Raw genomic sequence first — 22,332 nt, 5'->3', positions numbered from 1 at the left:
TGGGGAAATAGGTGAAAATTTTTTAGGCGAATTAGTAAATGATGCTGGTTTGTACATCAAAATATCATCTCCCATTACAGAAGATTTTAAGCAACAAGAAGAAAAAGACTTATATAGATCTTTGCTAGCATTAAAAATTTTCAATGTTAGTCAACAAAAACCTTTTATATTAAGTCTCTTTAAAACTTTGGAGGAGAAGAAAGTTAAATTATCTCAGGTCAGAGAAATTCTGGCTTTTATTGAAAAATTTCACTTCTCTTTTAATGCGATATGTTCGATGAGACCTTCAGGTATTGACAAAAGTTATTATACAGCGGCTATACAACTACTTGAAACAACTAATAAACGAGATTGCCAGGTAGTATTAGACGAGTTGCAAAAACGATTACAAACTAGAATTCCTGCCAAAAGTATATTCATAAATAAATTTTCTGAATTGAGATATATCAGTAAATATACTAAGAATAAAAAACTAATTCAGTATATTTTTAGCTACATTGAATCGACGAAACAAACAACGAATGAGTTCAAGCCTGATCGCATGACATTGGAACATATATTACCTCAGTCATCTAATACGGAATGTGTAGGTTTGATTGGGAACTTATTGCCTTTAGGAGAAGAATTAAACAAACAAGCAGCCGATAAAGATTTTAATATAAAAATAGAGATATACAAGAAATCAAACTTTACACTAACGAAAGAATTCACGAAAAACAGACCTCAACAATGGGGAGAGAAAGAAATTATAATAAGAACAAAAGAGCTAGCTGAATATTGCTATGACTCTATGTGGGTTAGGAATCAGTAAAATATTAGAGAGCCGTTTAACATTAGCATTCTGAAATAACTTAGGGCGCTACTGTTACGCCCCAAGAATATTTTTATTAATGAAACTAAGCAATCAAAAACTGACTAACGCTTAATTGAGGTGCGCCTGTAAGTATTGCCAATTGAACACTCGGTTGAGCGCCTGCACCATCAACATCAAAGCTCAACTCTCCCGATAAGGTATTGTAGAGGAAGTTAGCATTGTTACCCAAAGGAGTCGGTGCGCCACTCGCCACAAGAGTCCCAGTCGGTGAAGCCGTAATACTTAAAGAAGTTCCTGCAACTAAACCCCCGCCAAAATTCGCAACTGCGATACCGATAGCATCACCTTGAGTCGCATCAAAATCAGAAATAATATCAACTCCGGCATCGGGTGTGGCATAGGAAAATAAATCAGCACCGCCGCCACCTGTAACTACATCATTACCCCGACGACCCTCAATAGTATTATTCGTAGAACTTCCCACCAACACATCATTAAAATCGGTTCCTGTGGCATTATTAACATCGCTTAGAGGTTCTGCGCTACCGAGTCGTCCGAGAAGTTCATTAAACCAAAACTGAGCAATTTTGTCATAGCCTATAACCGTGGGATGAATGCCGTTGCGATCATCGGGTGGAGGGGTAATGTCATCTGCGGTTAACCCATTCGGGCTGTTGAACATATCCACAAAGGTGATGGTTTTTCCTTGCTGAAGATAGTTGTTAATAACCGTTGGAATTTGAGCATTGTAGGCTTCGATATTGGGGACACGCTCTGATAACCGACTTTCTGAGTTAAAAGGGGGAATTGTTGAAACGAGCAATTCTCCCGTAAAACCATTTTGATTGAAGATTCTGTCAATCAAGCTATCCAAATCCTGAATCATTTGATCAGCGGTATTATTAGAATTATTTGTACCCGCCATCAGCAAAATGACTTCGGGATTCGCCGCGGGTATCCATCCATCAACACCCGGCTCATCTCCCTGACCGCGAGTAAGCTGTCTACTGGTAAATCCTGGATGTCCTTGATGATCTTTGTCGAAAAGGTTTTCACTACCACTAGACTGACTCCCGACAAAATCGACGGATAAGCCAAAATCAGTCAGCCGATTGAACAGTCCCAGACGATAACCTTCTTCGACTTCTTCTGGTACACTGGTACCCACTTGACCTCGGGTAATGGAGTCACCGAGGGGCATAATGCGGACGGTTGAATCAAATTTGGGGTCGTAGAGAAATTGTTGGTCAAGTCGGACAATGACACCACTATCGCGAGCAATTGGCTCACTTCCACCGTCGTTACTCCCGTCGTTACCTCCGCTATTACCCCCTTCTCCGCCAACAAAATCAGCGAGTGTAATGGCAGACGGCACAATATCATCAAGAACGGCGATTTCTTCACCTGCAAATGAAATTACGGTTTCATTGCTATTGCGAGGTAATATTTGTAAATCGTTGAAGGTGATTCCGGTCGGGAGTTGCATTAAATCGATACCATCTTCAAAATCAGTGAAGAAATCGACATCTGCTCCCCGACGAGCGAGTACGAATATATCGATGCCTTCGCCACCTGTGACGACATCAATCCCTAAGCCCCCGTCAAGGAGATCATTTCCCGCATCTCCGAATAAGATATCGTTGTTATCTGCGCCGCCAAATAGCTGATCGTCACCCCTTCCTCCTCGAAGCAAATCGGCGCCTGAGTCACCGAGTAAAAAGTCGTTATCAGCTTGTCCGTCTAGAAGATCATTTTCAGTTCCACCCACTAAGGTATCACTTCCAACTCCTCCAGAAAGTTGATCAGCTCCCTGATTACCGCTAATTAGTTCGCTATCCGTGGCTCCGATAACCGTATCATTACCTCCAAGAGCGATAACGCCCAGAGGAAAGCTTGCGAGTTGTCCTGGTGTGAGTGCTATCAACTCCGCAGAATCATCTCCAACTAAAGCACCTAACACGGGGTTTGGTGTTAACGCCATTTTTGTTTTCTCCGTCTCCAAATACTATCTTCAAAGGTGTTCATTTGAAATGTCCCTGAAATCAAAAATTTAGTTTTTCCTTGTGTAGAGTTTAACATTGCGACTCCAACAACTGTCACTATTTTGTTGTTATTGATCTTCATTAATCTCCGCTACCTCTAACCCCTGATTCTAGATTGGCTGGCTCTACTCAGTTCTTTTTTGAGGGGTTAGTTTGGAGTTAATCTTAGCTCAATTTTACCCCAGTTCTTCATTTTGATGGGGATTTGTTAAAATATGTTCAGTTCTATAATCTGGGTGAAAGTTTAAAGTTTAAACCTTAAAGAGGAGGATTAAGTAGATGAACGATCATCAGCTTGGAAATAGAGAGAAAATTGATATAAAAGTTGCTCTTGATGAGTTTGTAATGTACAATCAGAACGAGGATAAGCAACACAGGTAACAGTGTATCCGGCTTCAATTTCAGACGAACTCAAGAAGTTTTGTTCACTTTGATCGACTTCACCGACAAGCAACTTGGCAACACAAACTGAACAGTTTCCGATTTTACATCCTGAAGGTAAACGAATACCGAGATCCTCTGCCCTATCGAGGATGTATTCGTCATCAGGTACTGCGATTATCTGATCAAGACTTTGGGTTTGATTAATGAATCGGACTTGATAAACTGCCATACTAATAATAATTGTTAAGCTGAAAAGTTTGTTCAGAGAATGTCAAGCTTTAATTATAGAAAACTCAGAACTTTCTGAAAACTCCGAGTATAGTTGTAAATATCAACCTATTTTGTGGTGTCCACATCAAGATTGAACACTGTGATTCCGAATTTCCCGTTTAGACCCCTGATCAAGCGGTCGTATTTGGAAATCAGACGTATCCGGGAAATATTTGCAGGTGTTTATAGTGTTCAGGATTTTACCCTTTTTGTTCTCCGTACAATCTAGTCTCCATAGCGTTTGTTACAAATTTTCGCAATATTTTCATTAAAAATTCCAACAAATTACGAAATATATATAGACTAATCAAAGTCTTAAATTCTACAATAGGGGGTAATACCCCTCAACTAGAGGGGCGTTTGCCCATGACAAATATTCCGAAAACACTATAAATCACCCTGTAATCGATCATGTATCCCTCGATCACTCCCAATTCTCACTGGAAATATCCAAAAATACAGACATGAGGCCTCCACCCATGACCCCAAAAAACAAGGCAAACCTCACTAACCACAATTCCCCAGTCTCACAGTCCTCTGTTGAACTCTCATCCTCCCAACAAAGCAATTATGGTAAATTCATAGAATATATGCCCACGGCAGTCGCCATGTTAGATCGGCAGATGCGATATGTTGTCGTGTCTAAACAGTGGCAAACTCTTTTTGGTCAAGAGGGTATCAATTTAGTCGGATATTGTGACGATGAACTCTTTTCCCATTTACCGGATATCTGGAACAAAAATGTTCAGGATTGCTTGGCTGGAAACCTCCAACAGTGGGAAATAGAATGCTTGATCTCATTACCAGAACAAGCCAGTCGATGGGTCAAATTTAATGTCCAATCTTGGCTAACCGATCAGGGAAATATTGGCGGTTTGATTGTTCATCTTGAAGATCTGAGCAAACACAAACAATTAGAACGGGAACAACAACAAGCTCAACTGGCTATTCATCAAGCAGGTGATGCCATTTATTGTCTGACCTCCGAGGGTCAAGTTTGTTATGCAAATCCGGCGACTTGTGATTTACTAGGTTACTCTGAAGCTGAACTTTTACAACTCAACATACACGAGATTGATCCCGATCTTTCCGCAGTTGTCTGGCAAGAACACTACAATAAAATTCAGAAAAAAGGAAATATACGTTTCCAGTCTTGTCATCAGAAAAAAAACGGCAAAATTATCTCTGTGGAAGTGAGTGCTAGTTACTTAGACACTCAATCTTCTGGAGAAAATAGTCATCTTAAAAATTTAGAAAATTTACCTCTAATTTGTTGGTTAGTTCGTGATATTGGGGATCAGAAAGCCGCTCATTCAGCCATTACTGCTTCGCGAGATCAACTAGAAGCGGTTTTAAATGCCGTTCCGGGATTAGTCTCTTGGATTAGTTCAGATTTACGTTATTTAGGGGTGAATAAACATCTCGCTCAAGCTTATAATTTTCCAGCAGAAGAATTTATTGGTCGAGAAGTCGGTTTTTTACAAACCAGCCCCGAATTCAATCAATTTGTTTATCAATTCTTTGCTAATCATAAATGGGTTGACTCTAAAGAAATTACCGCCAATGTTCAAGATTTACCCCGAACTTATCTGATTGTTGCTCAGAAGTATCAACGGGGAAAAGCGGCTGTTTTTGTCGGGTTAGATATTACCCAACGTCAGCAAATGGAGGTAGCACTACGCCAAAGCGAGGAACGAGAAGCCCGTCGCCGAGTCGAGTTAGAAGAAGCATTAGCACAATTACAGCGGACTCAAGCTCAACTGGTTCAAACAGAGAAAATGTTATCTTTGAGTCAGTTAGTTGCGGGAGTTGCCCATGAGGTTAATAATCCGGTTAACTTTATTTTTGGGAATTTGTCTCATGCTCAGAACTATCTACAAGAAGTGATGAGTTTATTGGAACTTTATCAACAAAATTATCCGCAGCCGACAGCAGATATTGAAGAAATTTTAGAGGAGATGGATCTGAGCTTTATTAAGCAAGATTTACCTCAGTTGTTGGAATCGATGAAATTAGGTGCAGAACGTATTCGAGATGTCGTGCGATCGCTGCGTTTATTTACTCATGTCAATGAAGCACAAGTGAAAACTGTTGATCTTCACGAAGGACTCAACAGTGCTTTAATGATTTTACAAAATCGCTTACAAGCGAAAGGCGGACGTTCGAGTATTGAATTGGTTAAAGAGTATGGAGATTTACCCCGAGTTCAGTGTTACGCGAGTCAGTTGAATCAAGTCTTTCTAAATTTAATTACCTTTGGTATTGAACGGATAGAAACGGCTATACTTCGAGGACAGGTGATCAAACGTCCCCTGATTCGAGTTCGTACTCAATGCTTAGAAGATGATCTGATTTCAATTTCGATTTCTGATAATAGTCCGGGGATGACAACTGAAGAATGTCGCCAGGTTTTTCAACCGTTATTGAATGTGAAAAATGACCAAGAAACTCGTTTAGGGTTATCTATTGCTTATCATTTAGTGGTTGAGCAACATGGAGGTCAGTTGGAGTGTTTTTCTGATTTAGAGCGAGGAACTGAATTTATCATTAGAATTCCTTATACACTGGTTAAAAGCGATTGATAGAGTGACGGGGGAGATGGGGAGGGGAGGTCGGAATATCTTGACCTCACGACTTCTGATCACTTCTGTAGCCTATTTTTTCGATTTCATACTAAAATAATAAGTTGCTGTGTTTGTCTGAGGGTATGGCTGGACATAGTAAGTGGGCGAATATCAAACGCCAAAAAGCCCGAGTTGATGCGGTAAAAGGTAAAGTTTTTACGAAAGTCTCACGGGAGATCATTGTTGCGGCTCGCACAGGTGGCTCTGATCCGGGGGCTAATTTTCAACTGAGAACCGCTATTGAGAAGGCGAAAGCCGCAGGAATTCCTAACGACAATATTGATCGGGCGATCGCGAAGGGGACAGGTACTTTTGAAGCGGATGGTTCCGAATGGGAAGCTATTCGCTATGAAGGCTATGGAACTGGAGGTGTGGCTATTTTAATCGAAGGACTCACCGATAACCGCAATCGTACAGCCGCTGATCTGCGGACTGCTTTTAATAAAAATGGGGGGAACTTGGGGGAAACAGGCTGTGTGAGTTGGATGTTTGAGCAAAAGGGCGTTGTCACTTTAGCTGGGCCAATTGACGAAGAAAAATTACTCGAAGCCTCCGTTGAGGGAGAAGCAGAATTCTATGAGTTAACCCCAGTTGATGATACAGATGGGGCGGAGGTGTTTACAGACACAAAGAATTTAGAAACTCTCAATCAAGTTTTACAACAGAAAGGGTTTAACATTGTTCAGGCGGAGTTACGCTGGATTCCGAATAACACGGTTGAAATTAACGATCAAGATCAAGCAGAATCGTTGATGAAATTAATGGATGCTTTAGATGATCTCGATGATATTCAGAATGTGACTGCAAATTTTGAGATGTCTGATGAATGTTATCAAGCCCTTTATTCAGAGCAAACTTAATGGGCTTGAAGTCGAAAAATCAACCCTTTTAAATGCGATCGCTAGTTTTTTTCAATCAAGCGATTAATATCATCATTGGAGCCGAGTACCACAATTATAGTTTCTTTTTTCAAGCGTCGATTGGGAAGGGGATTAATTTCTAATTTATCTTTGTCATCCCGAATTACCAGCAAGGTTAAACCATATTTACTTCGTAATTCTAACTCAGCAATTGTTTTGCCATCAAATTCTTTGGGAACGACCATTTCCACAATACTATAATTAGAATCGAGTTCAAACTGATCTAAAATTCGGGGTTTTGTTAATAACCGTGCGAGTTCACATCCCATTTCTCGTTCAGGAAAAACCACATGATCGGCTCCCACTTTTTTGAGGATTTTCATGTGAGTTTCTGAGGATGCTTTAGCGACGACAAAATCGATTCCTGCTTCTTTGAGTGTGAGCGTGGTGGTTACACTTTCTGCTAAATAATTTCCAATCGCTACAATCACGGTATTAAACTCAAGAATTCCCGCTTCTTTTAAGGCACTGAGTTCAGTAGAATCGAGTTGAATGGCATGGGCAGCGATCCGATTACTTAAAGCTTGACTGACTCTTTTTTCATCGCGATCAACGGCTAAAACTTCATACCCTGCATTATGAAGTGTTAAAGCAACAGCCCGACCAAAACGACCCATTCCAATGATCGCAAATTGCTGTTTTTCAGTGCGAAAATTTCGTAAAAAGTTTAAGGATGATAAACTCATTATTCTAACCTACTAAAAGATTTTCCTCGGGATAGTCCACAGAAGTGGGTTTGGGATCTCCAACGATAGCCAACATTAATAACAATACACCCACTCGACCAATATACATTGTGGCAATGACAACTAATTGAGAGGGAGGAGATAACTGTCCAGTAATTCCGGTTGATAATCCCACTGTAGCAAATGCAGAAACAATCTCAAAAAAGACTTCAGAAAAATCTAAATTTGATTGTAATAAACTGACGAAAAGAGTCGATAAGAAAACGACTAAACTTGAACCCACTACAACAGAAACAGCTTTTAAAATTAAATTCTCTGGAATTTGACGTTGATAGCATAGCACTTCATCCCGACCTTGCAATGTTGCTTTTGTACATTGGAGTAACACTCTAGCTGTGGTGGTTTTAATTCCACCTCCGGTACTTCCTGGACTCGCACCAACAAACATTAAAATTACAGTTATAAATAATCCTGCGGCTGTCATACCTCCTGTATTAATGGTGTTAAAACCTGCCGTCCGAATGGTCACAGATTGAAACCAAGCCGCCATAATCTTTTCAGATAAAGTTAGGGATTCAAGCGTATCAGGATTATTAAACTCTACACTAAAAATCAAAATTGTTCCTAAAATCAATAGAAAAAATGTGGTACTGGTGACAACTTTAAAGTGAAGGGAAAACTCCCGGTGAGATCGATTTCGGGATAAACGTTCTCGTATCCCCAAGTACAACTCAATAATCACCTGATATCCTAAACCACCAAAGATAATCAGAGTCGTAAGTGTTAGATTCAACATCGGAGAGGTCACATATCGGACTAAACTATCAGCAAACAAACTAAATCCAGCATTATTAAATCCATTAACGCTATGAAAAATAGATAGCCATAGTCCTTGCTGAAACCCATAGTCTGGCACAAAAACTGTTAATAATAGGAAAACTCCCGTTAACTGAAATAAAATCATGGTAGCGATTACAGATTTGACCAGAGAAACCACTCCTCCTAATCCAGTTGTGTCTAAAGTTTGTTGCAAAGCAAGTTTATCTCTCAAGCCAAATTTTCGACCGATAATTAGCAATAAAATTGTCGTTGCGGTCATGTAACCCAAAGCACCCACTTCGACTAACAAAATCAAAACAAACTGTCCCCAAAAGGAATAATATTCTCCCACATTTACAACTGATAAACCCGTAACACAAACGGCTGATGTCGCGGTAAATAAAGCCGTGATCAATGTGGTGATCGGGCTGTGTACAAGTGCTTCCTCACCTAAGGAAAATGGCATCAACAGCAAGACAGTCCCGGCTGAAATTACAGTCAAGAAGCCTAAGCAAATTGTTCTCGATATAGTCATTCGATTTTCAGTTCTAGAATTTAGAGTTTAGATTGAGCAACAGTTCGTGCTGTCTCTGTTGTTGTCTGACGGAGTAATCTGTGACTCCCTTGAGGATTTTAAAAACTCAATCTCGCTCGCCCTGTGAGGACTTTTGTGCAATCATGCTTCATTATCACGATTATTTGGGGTTGCAAGACGAACAAGCAACGACCAATAGGCTGATAATAGACTTTCAGTAAAACACATACCTTGGGCGATGACCTCAACACTTTATCAACAGATTCAACAATTCTACGATGCTTCCTCGACTCTGTGGGAGGAGGTTTGGGGCGAACATATGCACCATGGCTATTATGGCCCGGAAGGAAACCTCACCAAAGAGCGACGTCAAGCCCAGATTGATTTGATTGAGGAATTTCTCGCCTGGGGAATGGAAAGCCCAGAGGGTCAACCCCTGGCGGAAAAATCAAAGTTTTCCCAAATTTTAGATATTGGTTGTGGGATTGGGGGTAGCACTTTATACTTAGCTGAAAAGTTTCAAGCCCAAGCCACAGGGATTACTCTCAGCCCCGTCCAGGCGAACCGGGCGACTGAACGCGCCCAAGCCGCCCAGTTGAGTCAAAATGTTAATTTTCGAGTCGCGAATGCCCTAGAAATGCCGTTTGAGGATGATTCCTTTGATTTGGTTTGGTCACTCGAAAGCGGCGAACATATGCCCAATAAAATTCAATTTTTACAGGAATGCTATCGAGTTTTAAAGCCGGGTGGATTATTTTTGATGGCAACTTGGTGTCATCGTCCAGTCTGGCCAACGGCGCCTGAACTCACTGATGATGAACGCAAACATTTAGCGGAAATTTATCGCGTTTATGCTTTACCTTATGTGATTTCTTTACCGGAATATGAGGCAATTGCGATCAAAACTGGCTTTGATTCTATTCAAACCGCAGACTGGTCAAAAGCGGTTGCGCCGTTTTGGAATATTGTCATTGATTCGGCTTTTAATTTAAAATCAATTCTGGGTTTATTATCATCGGGTTGGACAACGATTGAAGCGGCTTTATCTTTAGGGTTGATGAGTCAAGGCTATGAACGAGAATTGATTAAGTTTGGTTTATTGCGGGGAACTAAATCTCTTAAATAGATGATCTCAAAACGATTTAAGTTAGAGATCATGCGGCTATTTGTTTTAATGATTTCAGTTTTTGTTTTTTGGGAAGTTGGGGTGAGGTTGGTTGTGGCTGAACCCCTTGTTTTTTATTCTGTTTTAAATGACACTCAAAATAAATTAATGTCTAATCAAAATGCAGATTATTCTCAAATTTAACAATTAGTGAATAGACAAGCTGAAGCATGGTTAACGGGTGATGTTGACCAAATTATTGCTGATTTTGCAGAAGATTCTCTGTTTATTGTTTCATCTTCTCGTTTGCACGGAAAACAACAAATTAAACAAGCGGCAGTCGATTTTTTTGCCTCAAATTCTGTGGTTAAGATTGAAATTAATCGGATTATTGAAAACGATAATCAAGTTGCTGTAGAATGGAATTGGAGTGAGGTTAACCGCGAAACTGGGGAACTTTCCTATGCAGAAGATGCGATTATTTTTACCCTAGAAAATGACAAAATTAAGTATTGGCAATACATCGATCAACTTGATAAACCTTCCTCAAACTCCAAATCTGATTCAATTCCTAGATGAAGATGGAGAGAGACAACGCTCTTTTTTGAATAAAAGTCCGCATTTCAATAAGTTTCAATTTGATTCGAGAGTTTTTCGCACTTTTTCTACAACCCGATAGAGTTCAACCGAATGAGACGCTTTGAATAAAATCCGATCACCGGGTTGAATAAATTCAATTAATTGTTCGGCAATTTGATTGTGAATATTCTCAACTTCCATTTTGCCAATTTCAACAACAGATAAACCTTTTGCACCCGTTGCCATAGCGATCGCTTCTTCAGCATCTGCTAAAATAAACAGTGCATCCAAATTAAGCTCTTGAGCCATTTTGCCAACTTTTTGATGAAATTCTAGCGATCGCTCTCCGAGTTCTTTCATCGTTCCGAGTACCGCAATAAAACGCTGACCGGGGGTTTCCATCAACAACTTTAAAGCAGCGATCATTGATTCTAATCCCGCATTGTAAGTTTCATCTAAAATCACAATATCATTAGAAAGCTCGTAACGTTTAGCTCGTCCTTCTGGGAGTTGAACCGATAAGCCTGTCTGTAAAGGTGTATACAGTTCAGTCGGAGATAAACCTTGACCTTGAATAATTTTAAAAACAGCTAAAGCCGCTAAAAAATTAGACGCATTGTGATATCCTGGTAAAGGTAAAGGTAAATCTAAACCTTCAACGCGGAGGGTGTGAGCGTCGATTAATTCACCTTGTAAGTCTCCTCCTTCTAAGCCATAGGTGAGGGTTTCTCCAGACCAAACTGTAGCGGCTGTATCCATCAAACGGTGGTGATCACAGTTGAGAACAGCAACGCTATTTTGAGGCATTTCAGCTAGTAATTCACATTTAGCTTCAGCGATCGCCTGTTCTGAACCCAGTCGTCCGATATGAGCCGTTCCAACATTGGTAATTAAGCCAATTGTAGGGCGAGCAATTTGAGTTAATAAAGCGATTTCTCCTCTGGCTCGCATGGCCATTTCAATCACAGCATAATTGTGATGAGAGTTCAATTGTAAGAGCGTTTTCGGAACTCCAATTTCATTATTATAATTCGCTTGAGTTTTGTGAACGTTTCCTTGAGTACCGAGAACCGCAGCAATTAACTCTTTAGTTGTTGTTTTCCCCACCGAACCCGTAACACCAATAATGGGAATGGTGAATTGTTCTCGCCACCAACGAGCGATGGTCTGGTAAGCTGCTAGACTGTCCTGAACAGTGAGTAAAGGTAAATTTGGATTGTCAGCAGTAAAGTCTGCGTCTACAATGGCACACACTGCGCCCTGAGCGATCGCCTGTTCAACAAAGTGATGACCATCAAACCGTTCACCTCTTAAAGCCAAAAAAGCTTCTCCGGGTTGAAGGGTACGAGTATCAGTCGTGATAGCGATCACTGGAGTGTCTTGGGGGGTGTCACACTGCGGAGGTAAAGAAACCGCTAAAATTTGAGAGAGTTGGGTTAATGTAATAGGGCTGAACATCCTGGAAACATTTAGAGTTTGACGGTAAAGTTGCCATTATTATTTCAGAGTTTAGGCATCTTGATAGAATCTGAAGCAAACTTATCTTATTTCTCGTGCATTGATTAGAGTAACTTATAGGTGTTTGGGAGCCAGACAACAGTTGAACAATTGGAGAGTCTAGTTTATACAACCTTGGTTTCAAAATTGTAGTGAAGCTGGACTGTTGTTCTGTAATATTGTCTGTTGTAGAGTTTTAACCTGGGGTAAACGTGATCTGGAGTGAGATGTCCTCCAGCGGAAAATTTTTGCGAGTTCTTGAAAGTTTAATTAGCCCATCTTCTGAAAGAATATGATTTAGGGTGGATTTGTGATCTCAAATGAACAAACAGTCAGTCAGCACTTACCGTCGGTTAATTTCCCCGGAAGAACAGCAACTCTACGATCACTTACTCGAACGAGTTGAAGTTGAAAGATCTTCGGAACTGATCGAACGCATTCGATTATTATTTATAGAGGGTTCTGGATATCCAGATCGCCATATTGCTCAGGTTTTAGAGAAAATCTTAAATACTAAGCAAGTGGATGAAGATTTTAACTTCATTCTCAATCGTTGCTGCTATATTTTAATCAATCGTTGGCATACACTCCTTTCTAATCGAAAAGAAGCAATTAACGAGTTACTGACGCTTTTTGATAAAGTCGCAGAAAAAACATTCAGTAGCTACACTTACTCAAGACGTTTAAGAAGATTAAACGAACTGACACAAAAGTTTGTTCATAGTGAACAATTTTCCGCATTAAAGCGATTTGCAGAAGTGCTGTGTCAGTCTTCGGGGCGTCATTCTCGTCCTCTTTCTAGCCAACCGTTAAGAACCCTAATCCCTCGCTATCCCTACTTATATACCCATTGTTTGCTCAGTGATTATAGTTCCTATGAACATCAGCAAATGATTCGGAATATTCAAGCTCAAAAGCAGCGAAAATTTGAACTCGATTTATCCCAATATTCAGCACATCAATGGCGACGAGCAGAAGTTGCACGAGTCTCTAGAGAAGCAGCGAAAAAGATTAAATCTCCTATTGATAACCCAACCCTCTTAAGTAACCGAGAACTTTTTTGTGCTTTAAAACAATTTGTCGGAAAAGTAGAAGGAGCAGAGACTTATCGCGACAAGGCTCAACGCTTTATCACTCACTCCAGTTTTACGCCAACCTTTCGAGATTTCAAAGATGATTTTTATGATTATCTTAACCCCAAATCTTTCGGTTCTGCTTACAGCAAATGTCAATTTAGTGATAAACTATACAAGCAATTAGAACTGATTATTCCTCATAGTGATGATGAACCTTTTAGTGAGTTTTTGCTCCTGAGAACCTGTAGTCAAATGTTAAACTTTCTCATTGTCGAGAGTCCTCAAAAACCTAATCACTTTGTCTTCATTGACTTAATTGCTAATGTGGGGCCAACCTTTACAGTGGGTTTACTGTTAAAAATTATTCTAGTTTGTCGCAAAGTTAAACCCTATCTAGAAAAGCGACTTTCCATTATTTTCAACCATTACGAATCCACAACTCAAGATGGAGTGCAATGGTTAATTAAAGTTCTGGAAAATTTGAATATCGCTTTAACCACTAATTTTGGACGAGTTGACCTTTCATTTATTCGCTAATGAGCATTCATACAAACCCTCAAAAAGAGTTGCTCTAAGCCCTAACTTTATGGTCATCGTTAATAAAGCTAAACCCCGTTAAAATAATGGCAAACAGCGACGAGGAGGCTATAATAATTCTTATTAGATTTCATTAAATCATCTTTAAAATGCCTCACTTTGATCAGGTTTTGCAGCGTTGGCAAGACCCTTTTTAAGTTAGATTTCATATTCAAGTTGGACAGGTTAAACCATTTTTGTTTTTTGTTTAATTTCAGATAACCTGTCCGCTTCACATCGTCAATTTCTAAAACGGAATTAAACAAACGTAAAGTAATCTTCTTCAAGCACAACAGGGAAAGATGTTCCCTGAATAATCGCAATCAGTTCATCTTGACCCCCAACAGTATGATAGAGTGCAGTTCCTTGAGGTAAACCCTCGGGTTGAACATCCAGTCGATAATCTTCCGCATTTCCTGCGAGTTGAATAATATCTTGAGTGTTGTCGAAATCTTGAATCAGAGCGTAATCTTCTAAACCGGAGCTATTAAGATCGCCATCATCATAATAAACTTGAATCTCATCGCCCAGCACAAACGTATCCGCTCCGACCCCTCCCACTAATGTATCAATTTCGTTCTGTCCGGCATCAGTTATATTGGGATCGGCACCAATCAACACATCATCTCCGTTATCTCCACTCACGAGGTCATTTCCGGCTTCACCTTCGAGAACATCATTACCTTGTCCTCCGTAGGCTAAATCATCACCGTCTCCTCCTTTAATGGTGTCATTCCCTAAATTACCATTGAGCCAGTCTGCATTTTCTCCGCCATAGAGTAGGTCATCATCTTGATCGCCAAATAGACTATCTTCACCCGCATTACCCAATAATGTATCATTTTCTTTACCGCCAAACACGGTATCGTTACCGTCGTTTCCCTCTAGAAAATCCTCATTTTGATTTCCAAACATCAAGTCATTACCCTCACCTCCAAAAAAGTTATCCGGTTGTGCAAAACCAAAGATAATATCGTCTCCAGAAAATCCTCTGAAAATTTCACTGTCATTGTCACTACCGAGAAGATTATCGCTGGAATCGGTACCACTAATGGTCAAAACTGTGAAACCGGAGATATCTGGAGGAGTCGGTTCAAACTCGGGTTCGGGTGTGAGAACAGGTTCGGGTAAAGACTCCTCTTCGGTGGTCGGTGGAAAATCATCCATTGATGGAGTACCAACAACAGGTATATTGTCCGGAGTCGAAGGCGGGTCTACATCGGGATCTTCGGGTTGAGAATCCGGTTGAGAATCCGGTTGAGTCGGTTGGGGATTATCGGGTGTCGTGTCATCGGGGGGTTCCGGTTCGACTTCGGGACGAGTTTCCGGTTCTGTATTGGATTGTGGAGGAACGTCTACATTGGAATCTGAACCGGATTTTGACTCGGGTTCAGGGGTTGTTTGAGGGTCAGTCGTTGTCGGGGTTTCTTTCGGTTCATCTTCGGACGGTTCAACGGGAGTTCGGGGTTCACTCTCAGGCGGTTCAACCTCCGCTTGTGGCGGAGAATCTTCTTCCGTCTCATCGATTTCAGGTTGGGGGTTTAGGGGTGAATCTTGTTCATCCTCCAAGTTGGGACTCTGAGGAGTTTGAGATTGGGGTGGAGGAGTGTTTTCATCCGGGGATTCCGGTTCGACTTCTGTGCGGGTTTCGGGTTCTGTATTGGATTCTGGAGGAATCTCTACATTGGAATTTGAACCTGACTTCGACTCCGGTTGAATAATTTGGGGGTCAGAAGATGCAGGGGTTTCTTTGGATTCATCCTCAGAAGATTCAACGGGAGATCGGGGTTCACTCTCAGGCGGTTCAACCTCCGCTTGTGGCGGAGAATCTTCTTCCGTCTCATCGATTTCAGGTTGGGGGTTTAGGGGTGAATCTTGTTCATCCTCCAAGTTGGGACTCTGAGGAGTTTGAGATTGGGGTGGAGGAGTGTTTTCATCCGGGGATTCCGGTTCGACTTCTGTGCGGGTTTCGGGTTCTGTATTGGATTCTGGAGGAACGTCTACATCGGAATTTGAACCTGACTTTGACTCCGGTTGAATAATTTGGGGGTCAGAAGATGCAGGGGTTTCTTTGGATTCATCCTCAGAAGATTCAACGGGAGATCGGGGTTCACTCTCCGACAAATCTTCAGCATTGGAAGCGGAATCAGATTCTCCACTCTCAGCAATTTCGGGTTGTGGATCAAGTAGGGGCGAGTCTTCTTCATCTTCTAACTCAGGACTTTCTGAAGTTTGAGATTCGGGTAGAGAAGTGTCTTCTTCGGAGGATTCGGGTTGTAGTTCTAAGCGAGTTTCGGGTTCCATAATATTAGCTGTCAAGTAAAGTTTTCCCAGGGTGTCTGACTTGAATTGAAGTCAGAATTTTTCTTCCGATTGGAGTTTAGTGTGGCTGTCTGGTTTTCTTTTTTCTCAATCCGAAATAATGCCTCACCTCACTTAGTTGAGAAATTGAAACTGCATCTTTTATTCAGTTTTAACCCGTTAAAAAAGTGGTTAGTTACTCAACCCAGAGTTAAGTGAGGCCAAGGAATCAATTTTGCCAGTTCGATTCCTCTATTCGGTTTTAGATGATTATTCAAAAATGGTCGCCGTGTAGATTTCCCAATCATTACCATCCCAGGCTTCCCAAGTTACATGATTATCGGAAATTTGAGGGTTAACTTCATCATTAAAGCTATCAGCCAAGAATTCAATCTCTGAACCATCATACAGATAGATATCCGTATCAGAGGAACTAAATTCATGTTCCCAGACGACATAACCTAAATCGGAAACTTGGGGATCGATATCATCTTTAGTGTTATCGGTAAGTGCAGTGATCTCGCCTGTGAGTTGATCGTGGAGATAGATTTCCCAGTCATTACCATCCCAAGCCTGCCAGGTAACATAGTTACCTGCTATTTGAGGATTAATTTCATCGTTGGTAGTGTTGGCTAAAGTGGAAATTTTTCCAGAAAAGAAGTCACGGATATAAATATCGGAATCTGTGCTGCTAAACTCAAACTCATAAACCACATCTCCAGATTCAGAAACTTGGGCATTGGTTTCATTGCGGCTTGTAGTTGAAATCGGAATGGTGATTCCGGTTAAGTCGTCGTAGAGGTAAACATCCGTGTTAGAATTACTAATTTCCCGTTCATAAACAACGAAATTACCTGCTATTTGGGGATTGACTTCATTAAAAAATGTCTGGGCAATCGGAGTATTTGTGCGGGTAAAGTCATTATATAAATAGATGTCTGTATTAGAGGAAGTGGACTCATGTTCATACACAACCCGATTCCCTGAGATTTGAGGATTAGTTTGGTCAATGCCTATAGGAGCAGGAAACCTCGTCGAATCCTCAAGCACATCATAGAAGCGGATATCTGAATCCCCAGTGCTAAATTCCCACTCATAGACCACATCACCAAATTCAGAAATTTGAGGATTGGTTTCATCATTAAAATCATTAGCAATGGTTGTTACTTCTTCGGTAATACCATTGTAATAACCGAGATCGCGATCGCCGAAAGAAAACTCAGATTCCCAAACAACATCACCAAGATTTGACACTTGAGGATTGGTATCATCATTAAAATCATTGGTGAGTCGAGTTGTTAAATATGTCGTCATCGTGATACTCCTATTGGGTAGATGTCGGTTGATTATTGTCGGTAAATTTGCACAAAAAATCCCCGGAGCAAGCCGAATATAAAGCTTGACCTTTGGTTTGTTTGTTTCTCATCGACGGTCAGCGATTCTCGCAAGTCATGGGACTGAGATTGAAGCCGAGAACAGTGCTGACAATATTCGCTTTGATCGAGTTTTAAATCCTCGAACAGCTAGTAACGGTTTAACCGTTCACTTTCTCTATCAGATGGGGTTGGCGGTTTTTACGGGAATTCTGGAAGAAGTTACAAAAGTTAATTGTTTTTTGGGAGTTTGTGGTGCGGTTAACTCGGTCAAATCCCTGAAAATCAATACATACAGTTGTATGTGGTGTACTCAGACAGCAAGCCATTGACCCGACCGACTCAGCTAATGACTCTTCCGACTAGACTCTCAACCTAAATTAAGAGGGTAAACACTTCTCAAACCACTCTACATCCCAATATCGATCAAACTTACGACCCACCTCTCGATTGACACCAACACTCTGAAATCCAAACTTTTGATGCACCGCAATAGAGGCTGGATTTGGCAACGTAATTCCCGCATAGGCGCGATGTACATCCTCAGTTTTTAAAGATTCAAATAGCGCCGAATAAAGTAAACTCCCGATTCCTTTTTTGATGGTTTTGGGATGAACATAAACACTGGTTTCTATAGACGTTTCATAAGCTGCTTTAGCTCTAAAACGACTACTGCTAGCATAGCCGACGACTTGACCTTCAACTTCAGCAACAAACAACTGATAACGACCTGTAGAAGAATAATGTTCAAACCATTCTTCCGTGCGACGTTCTACCGTAAACAGTTTGAGATCAAAAGTAATCGCCGTATTGAGAATATAATAATTATAAATTTCAGTAAGCTGAAAAATATCCGAGGGTTGAGAAAAACGAATGATAGGAGTCATTTGAGTTTTAAAAAATTCACCAGATCATTAATAAAAACACTCAACAAGCACTCAACATCAGTTAAAATCAACAGAAGTTGAGGAATAATATCATTATCCGTTATTCTGGAGAGTGTCAAGTCAGTTTTCCGACTGGATATCCATTCCTTCAGATCAAAATTTGAGCAGATTATAAAGATACGATAGGGTGAGAGAGCAGAGAAAGAACCCACTGCGGGGAGTTGAAAGGAATCAGATGAACCTAGACGACGAACTTAACAATACAATTTTAAACTTCACCGACATTCAAGCGGAGTTAAACCTGCGGGATGCTCAGGATGTGATGCGTGAAATTGTTGGCCATCTGGATTTAACCCCCGAGGAACGAGCCGGACTCGAAACGGAAATACAGGGGTTAGAGACGATGATGGATAAACTCGAACAAACTCGCGTCCAAATTGCAGTATTTGGGATGGTAGGACGGGGTAAGTCCTCGATTTTGAATGCGCTTTTAGGTCAAAATATCTTTGAAACTGGCCCTATTCATGGTGTGACTCAAGCGACTCAAGCCCAAAGTTGGCACGTTTCTAACCCGTCTATCCAAACTTCTGATATGGGAAATGATGTGGTTTCCTATCGCATTTCTCAAGTTGAATTGATAGACACTCCGGGAATTGATGAAGTTGATGGAAAAACCCGAGAAAAAATTGCACATCAAGTTGCACAACGGGCTGATTTACTCTTATTTATAATTGCGGGAGATATTACTCAAGTTGAATATGAGGCGTTATCTCAACTGCGAGAAGCCGGAAAACCGATGTTATTAGTGTTTAATAAAGTTGACCAATATCCTGAAGCAGACCGCATGGCAATTTATCATAAAATTCGGGATGATCGGGTCAAAGAATTGTTGTCTCCTGATGAAATTGTTATGGCTGCGGCATCTCCGTTAATTGCGACCGCAGTTCGTCGTCCTGATGGTAGTATTCAACCTCAATTAACTCGTTCTGAACCCCAAGTTGAACACCTCAAACTCAAAATTCTGGAAATTTTAGATCGGGAAGGAAAATCATTAGTTGCACTCAATACAATGCTCTACGCTGGAGATATTAACGAACAGTTAGTACAGCGAAAAATGGAGATTCGAGAACAAAGTGCCAATCGGGTAATTTGGAATGGAGCGATGACCAAAGCCGTCGCGATTGCCTTAAATCCTATGACGATTATTGACTTAGTAAGTGGAGCGATTATTGATATTAGTATGATCCTGACTTTATCTAAATTATATGGGATTTCTATGACCCAACAAGGTGCAATTGATTTATTACAAAAAATTGCGATTGGTATGGGTGGAATTACGGCAAGTGAATTAGTGGCGAATTTGGGTTTAAGTTCTTTAAAAGGATTATTAGGAGTGACCGCACCGATGACGGGAGGTGCTACGTTAATTCCTTATATGTCGGTGGCGATTACACAAGCGGGTGTTGCTGGGGTTTCTTCCTATGGGATTGGACAGGTCACGAAAACTTACCTTGCGAATGGTGCGTCTTGGGGAGATGAGGCGCCAAAAGCTGTCGTTAAACGGATTCTTGCTTCTTTGGATGAGACGTCTATCCTCAATCGCATTAAAGCTGAATTACAAGCCAAACTGGATTTAACTCGTCATTCGATACCCCAAAAAGAATGATTTTCACAACCCTAATATTCAAAAAAGTTGTTGGCTGAGTCGGAGAGAATTCCTGATTTTTAGAGGATTTTTTATGAATCTTATCATTTTATTTGAGGAGAGTTATCAAGCTGACTCTTTTCTGCTAATTAGTCTTTCTCCTGACGGGTGATTGTCTTCCTGAAAATCTTAAAAAATACTTTAATTTCGCCAACTTGAGAACAAAATAGACTTCAATTTTATTAAACGTCGAATCGTGTAATCTGGCTCTAATTCGTGAGTGTTCAATGACGAGTATTCAATTAGTTGTCTTTGATATGGCAGGGACAACTGTTCAAGATAACAACGAAGTTCAAAACTGTTTTTGTCAAGCTGCTGAAATCACAGGATTAAAGGTAGACTCTGAACGCATTAATTCTATGATGGGATGGCCAAAAAAGTTGGTTTTTCAAACTTTGTGGTCTGAACAAATTGCTACAGATAATCCCAGTTATGCCACTCAAGTTGAACAATCTTATCGTCAATTTAAACAAATCTTAGAACATCATTATTTAACTCAACCTGTTGAACCGACAGCCGGGTGTTTAGAACTATTTCACGGGTTAAAACAACAGCAGATTAAAATTGCTCTCAACACTGGATTTTATCGAACTGTTACTAATATTATTTTACACCGTTTAGGTTGGGATCAAGGATTAAATCCTGACTATGTTGGCTCAGAAGATACAATCATTCAAGCTTCTGTTACACCGGATGAAATTTATCAGCATGAAGGTCGTCCGGCTCCCTATATGATTCAAAAAGCAATGTATCAATTAGGAATAAAAGACTCAAAAAAAGTTATTCATATTGGCGATACTCCCGTTGATTTGGCGGCAGGAATGAATGCAAATTGTTTGTTATCCTTAGCAGTCACGAATGGTACACATACCCGAGAACAGTTAGAAAAATATCCCAATCATGGTTTACTTAATTCTCTGATTGAACTTAAAAATATAATCATTAATTTGTAAAATATAAACAAAAATATCAAAGATTATGACTCAAACTCAATCGACAGAAATTGCAATTGTGGGGGCGGGAATTGTTGGTTTAGCCCATGCTTTAGCCGCAGCTAAACGAGGATTTAAAGTGACTGTTTTTGAACGCAATCAACAAGCAGTCGGGGCTTCAATTCGCAATTTTGGTATGATTTGGCCAATTGGTCAACCTCAAGGTTTACTGTTTAATCGAGCCTTAAAATCTAGGGAAATTTGGCTAGAAATTGCCGAAAAAGCTAAGTTTAATACAGATAGTTGCGGTTCGCTTCATACTGCTTATCATCCAGATGAATTAGCGGTTTTAGAGGAATTTATTGCCACAACAGGTCAACAAATTGATTCAGTCGCTTTATTAACACCCAAAGAAGTCACTCAAAAAAGTGCAGCCGTCAAGACAGAAGGGTTACTGGGAACATTGTGGAGTTCAACGGAAGTTATTGTTGATCCGCGAGAAGCGATCGCCAAAATTCCGGCGTTTTTAGCAGCCGAATATGGGGTAGAATTTGAATGGGGAACTGTTGTCACCCAGATTAATTATCCCCAGTTGATTGCCGGGGGAAAAACCTGGACAGCCGATCAGATTTTTGTCTGTAGTGGGAGAGATTTTGAAACTCTCTATCCAGAGGTTTATGCTCAAAGTGGGATAACAAAAGTTAAACTACAAATGATGCGAACGATTCCTCAACCCAATCAATTTAAAATCGGGGCTTCTCTTTGTGGAGGGTTAACTTTAACCCATTATGCGGCATTTTATCAACTCCAATCTTTGAGGGCTTTAAAAGATAGAATTCAAGCTGAAACGCCCTATTTTCCCGAGTGGGGAATTCATGTGATGGTTTCGCAAAATTCTCACGGTGAATTAATCATCGGAGATTCTCACGAATACGGTTTAACTCCTGATCCGTTTAACAAAGCAGAAATTAATCAATATATTCTCGACTATCTCCAAACCTTTGTACAAGTTCCCTCATTAGAAATAACAGAAACTTGGAATGGAGTCTATGCAAAAATCCCTGGAAAGACAGAATTAATCGCCCCGGTTGAAAAAGGCGTTACCCTCGTTAACGCTTTGAGTGGGGCGGGAATGACGCTTTCTTTTGGTTTAGCCGAAGAAGTCTTTGCGTCTCTCTAAAAAATCCTCAACGAAGAAGTTTGGACG

General features: G+C 40.5%; 19 protein-coding genes. 11 read left to right on the top strand and 8 right to left on the bottom strand.

Going from position 1 to position 22,332, the window contains the following annotated elements:
* A partial coding sequence (locus L8106_RS04710) for an HNH endonuclease family protein (RefSeq protein ID WP_009783066.1) occupies positions 1 to 811 on the top strand: 811 nt, incomplete at its 5' end.
* 85 nt (positions 812 to 896) lie between these two features.
* Here L8106_RS04710 and L8106_RS29370 read toward each other — a convergent pair.
* Together L8106_RS29370 and L8106_RS04700 are read right to left on the bottom strand one after the other, a co-directional pair.
* Positions 897 to 2,795: a GDSL-type esterase/lipase family protein gene (locus L8106_RS29370; RefSeq protein ID WP_009783065.1), complete on the bottom strand. Its 1,899-nt coding sequence runs from the start codon at positions 2,793 to 2,795 to the stop codon at positions 897 to 899.
* Positions 2,796 to 3,127: 332 nt separating this feature from the next.
* On the bottom strand, positions 3,128 to 3,469 hold the full coding sequence (locus L8106_RS04700) for a 2Fe-2S iron-sulfur cluster-binding protein (RefSeq protein WP_009783063.1): 342 nt from the start codon (positions 3,467 to 3,469) through the stop codon (positions 3,128 to 3,130).
* 520 nt (positions 3,470 to 3,989) lie between these two features.
* Between L8106_RS04700 and L8106_RS04695 the strand changes: the two genes are divergently transcribed.
* On the top strand, positions 3,990 to 6,092 hold the full coding sequence (locus tag L8106_RS04695) for a PAS domain S-box protein (protein ID WP_071941365.1): 2,103 nt from the start codon (positions 3,990 to 3,992) through the stop codon (positions 6,090 to 6,092).
* A gap of 125 nt (positions 6,093 to 6,217) precedes the next feature.
* Positions 6,218 to 6,994, top strand: coding sequence for a YebC/PmpR family DNA-binding transcriptional regulator (locus L8106_RS04690; RefSeq protein WP_009783061.1), 777 nt, complete (start codon positions 6,218 to 6,220; stop codon positions 6,992 to 6,994).
* A gap of 41 nt (positions 6,995 to 7,035) precedes the next feature.
* On the opposite strand, the gene L8106_RS04685 is transcribed toward L8106_RS04690, so the two are convergent.
* Positions 7,036 to 7,740: a TrkA family potassium uptake protein gene (locus L8106_RS04685; protein ID WP_009783060.1), complete on the bottom strand. Its 705-nt coding sequence runs from the start codon at positions 7,738 to 7,740 to the stop codon at positions 7,036 to 7,038.
* 4 nt (positions 7,741 to 7,744) lie between these two features.
* Complete coding sequence (locus L8106_RS04680) at positions 7,745 to 9,094, bottom strand: TrkH family potassium uptake protein (RefSeq protein WP_039895501.1); 1,350 nt, start codon at positions 9,092 to 9,094, stop codon at positions 7,745 to 7,747.
* Between the two features lie 238 nt (positions 9,095 to 9,332).
* On the opposite strand from L8106_RS04680, the gene L8106_RS04675 reads away from it, so the two are divergent.
* The 3 genes from L8106_RS04675 to L8106_RS04670 are packed head-to-tail and all read left to right on the top strand — an operon-like array spanning position 9,333 to position 10,778.
* Entirely contained in the window at positions 9,333 to 10,220 is an 888-nt protein-coding gene (locus L8106_RS04675; RefSeq protein WP_009783058.1) for a methyltransferase domain-containing protein, read from the top strand.
* A 30-nt stretch (positions 10,221 to 10,250) separates the two neighbouring features.
* The gene (locus L8106_RS31265; protein ID WP_156803583.1) at positions 10,251 to 10,403 is read left to right on the top strand and encodes a hypothetical protein; all 153 of its coding nucleotides are present in this window, start codon (positions 10,251 to 10,253) and stop codon (positions 10,401 to 10,403) included.
* 6 nt (positions 10,404 to 10,409) lie between these two features.
* Positions 10,410 to 10,778 (top strand): nuclear transport factor 2 family protein, encoded by a 369-nt coding sequence (locus L8106_RS04670; RefSeq protein ID WP_009783056.1) that lies wholly within the window; start codon positions 10,410 to 10,412, stop codon positions 10,776 to 10,778.
* Positions 10,779 to 10,832: 54 nt separating this feature from the next.
* On the opposite strand, the gene murF is transcribed toward L8106_RS04670, so the two are convergent.
* Positions 10,833 to 12,236 (bottom strand): UDP-N-acetylmuramoyl-tripeptide--D-alanyl-D-alanine ligase, encoded by a 1,404-nt coding sequence (gene murF, locus L8106_RS04665; protein WP_009783055.1) that lies wholly within the window; start codon positions 12,234 to 12,236, stop codon positions 10,833 to 10,835.
* Positions 12,237 to 12,595: 359 nt separating this feature from the next.
* On the opposite strand from murF, the gene L8106_RS04660 reads away from it, so the two are divergent.
* On the top strand, positions 12,596 to 13,888 hold the full coding sequence (locus L8106_RS04660) for a hypothetical protein (protein ID WP_009783054.1): 1,293 nt from the start codon (positions 12,596 to 12,598) through the stop codon (positions 13,886 to 13,888).
* Between the two features lie 297 nt (positions 13,889 to 14,185).
* On the opposite strand, the gene L8106_RS29360 is transcribed toward L8106_RS04660, so the two are convergent.
* Both L8106_RS29360 and L8106_RS04645 read right to left on the bottom strand, forming a co-directional pair.
* Positions 14,186 to 16,231 carry a Hemolysin-type calcium-binding toxin gene (locus tag L8106_RS29360; protein ID WP_009783052.1) on the bottom strand — a complete coding sequence of 682 codons (2,046 nt, stop codon included), beginning with the start codon at positions 16,229 to 16,231 and terminating at the stop codon, positions 14,186 to 14,188.
* 267 nt (positions 16,232 to 16,498) lie between these two features.
* Entirely contained in the window at positions 16,499 to 17,542 is a 1,044-nt protein-coding gene (locus L8106_RS04645) for a hypothetical protein (RefSeq protein ID WP_009783051.1), read from the bottom strand.
* 85 nt (positions 17,543 to 17,627) lie between these two features.
* Here L8106_RS04645 and L8106_RS04640 point away from each other — a divergent pair, with 85 nt between their 5' ends.
* Positions 17,628 to 17,933, top strand: coding sequence for a hypothetical protein (locus tag L8106_RS04640; protein ID WP_009783050.1), 306 nt, complete (start codon positions 17,628 to 17,630; stop codon positions 17,931 to 17,933).
* 48 nt (positions 17,934 to 17,981) lie between these two features.
* On the opposite strand, the gene L8106_RS04635 is transcribed toward L8106_RS04640, so the two are convergent.
* On the bottom strand, positions 17,982 to 18,488 hold the full coding sequence (locus L8106_RS04635) for a GNAT family N-acetyltransferase (RefSeq protein ID WP_009783049.1): 507 nt from the start codon (positions 18,486 to 18,488) through the stop codon (positions 17,982 to 17,984).
* Positions 18,489 to 18,723: 235 nt separating this feature from the next.
* On the opposite strand from L8106_RS04635, the gene L8106_RS04630 reads away from it, so the two are divergent.
* From L8106_RS04630 to L8106_RS04620, 3 genes are all read left to right on the top strand, one after another.
* Positions 18,724 to 20,154 (top strand): GTP-binding protein, encoded by a 1,431-nt coding sequence (locus L8106_RS04630; protein WP_009783047.1) that lies wholly within the window; start codon positions 18,724 to 18,726, stop codon positions 20,152 to 20,154.
* Positions 20,155 to 20,420: 266 nt separating this feature from the next.
* The gene (locus L8106_RS04625) at positions 20,421 to 21,146 is read left to right on the top strand and encodes an HAD family hydrolase (protein ID WP_009783046.1); all 726 of its coding nucleotides are present in this window, start codon (positions 20,421 to 20,423) and stop codon (positions 21,144 to 21,146) included.
* Between the two features lie 25 nt (positions 21,147 to 21,171).
* Positions 21,172 to 22,305, top strand: coding sequence for a TIGR03364 family FAD-dependent oxidoreductase (locus tag L8106_RS04620; RefSeq protein ID WP_009783045.1), 1,134 nt, complete (start codon positions 21,172 to 21,174; stop codon positions 22,303 to 22,305).
* Positions 22,306 to 22,332 lie beyond the last annotated feature (27 nt).

It is taken from the genome of Lyngbya sp. PCC 8106 (assembly GCF_000169095.1).
In the GTDB taxonomy this organism is placed as follows: domain Bacteria; phylum Cyanobacteriota; class Cyanobacteriia; order Cyanobacteriales; family Microcoleaceae; genus Capilliphycus.
This window is presented reverse-complemented; position numbering and strand designations above follow the sequence as displayed.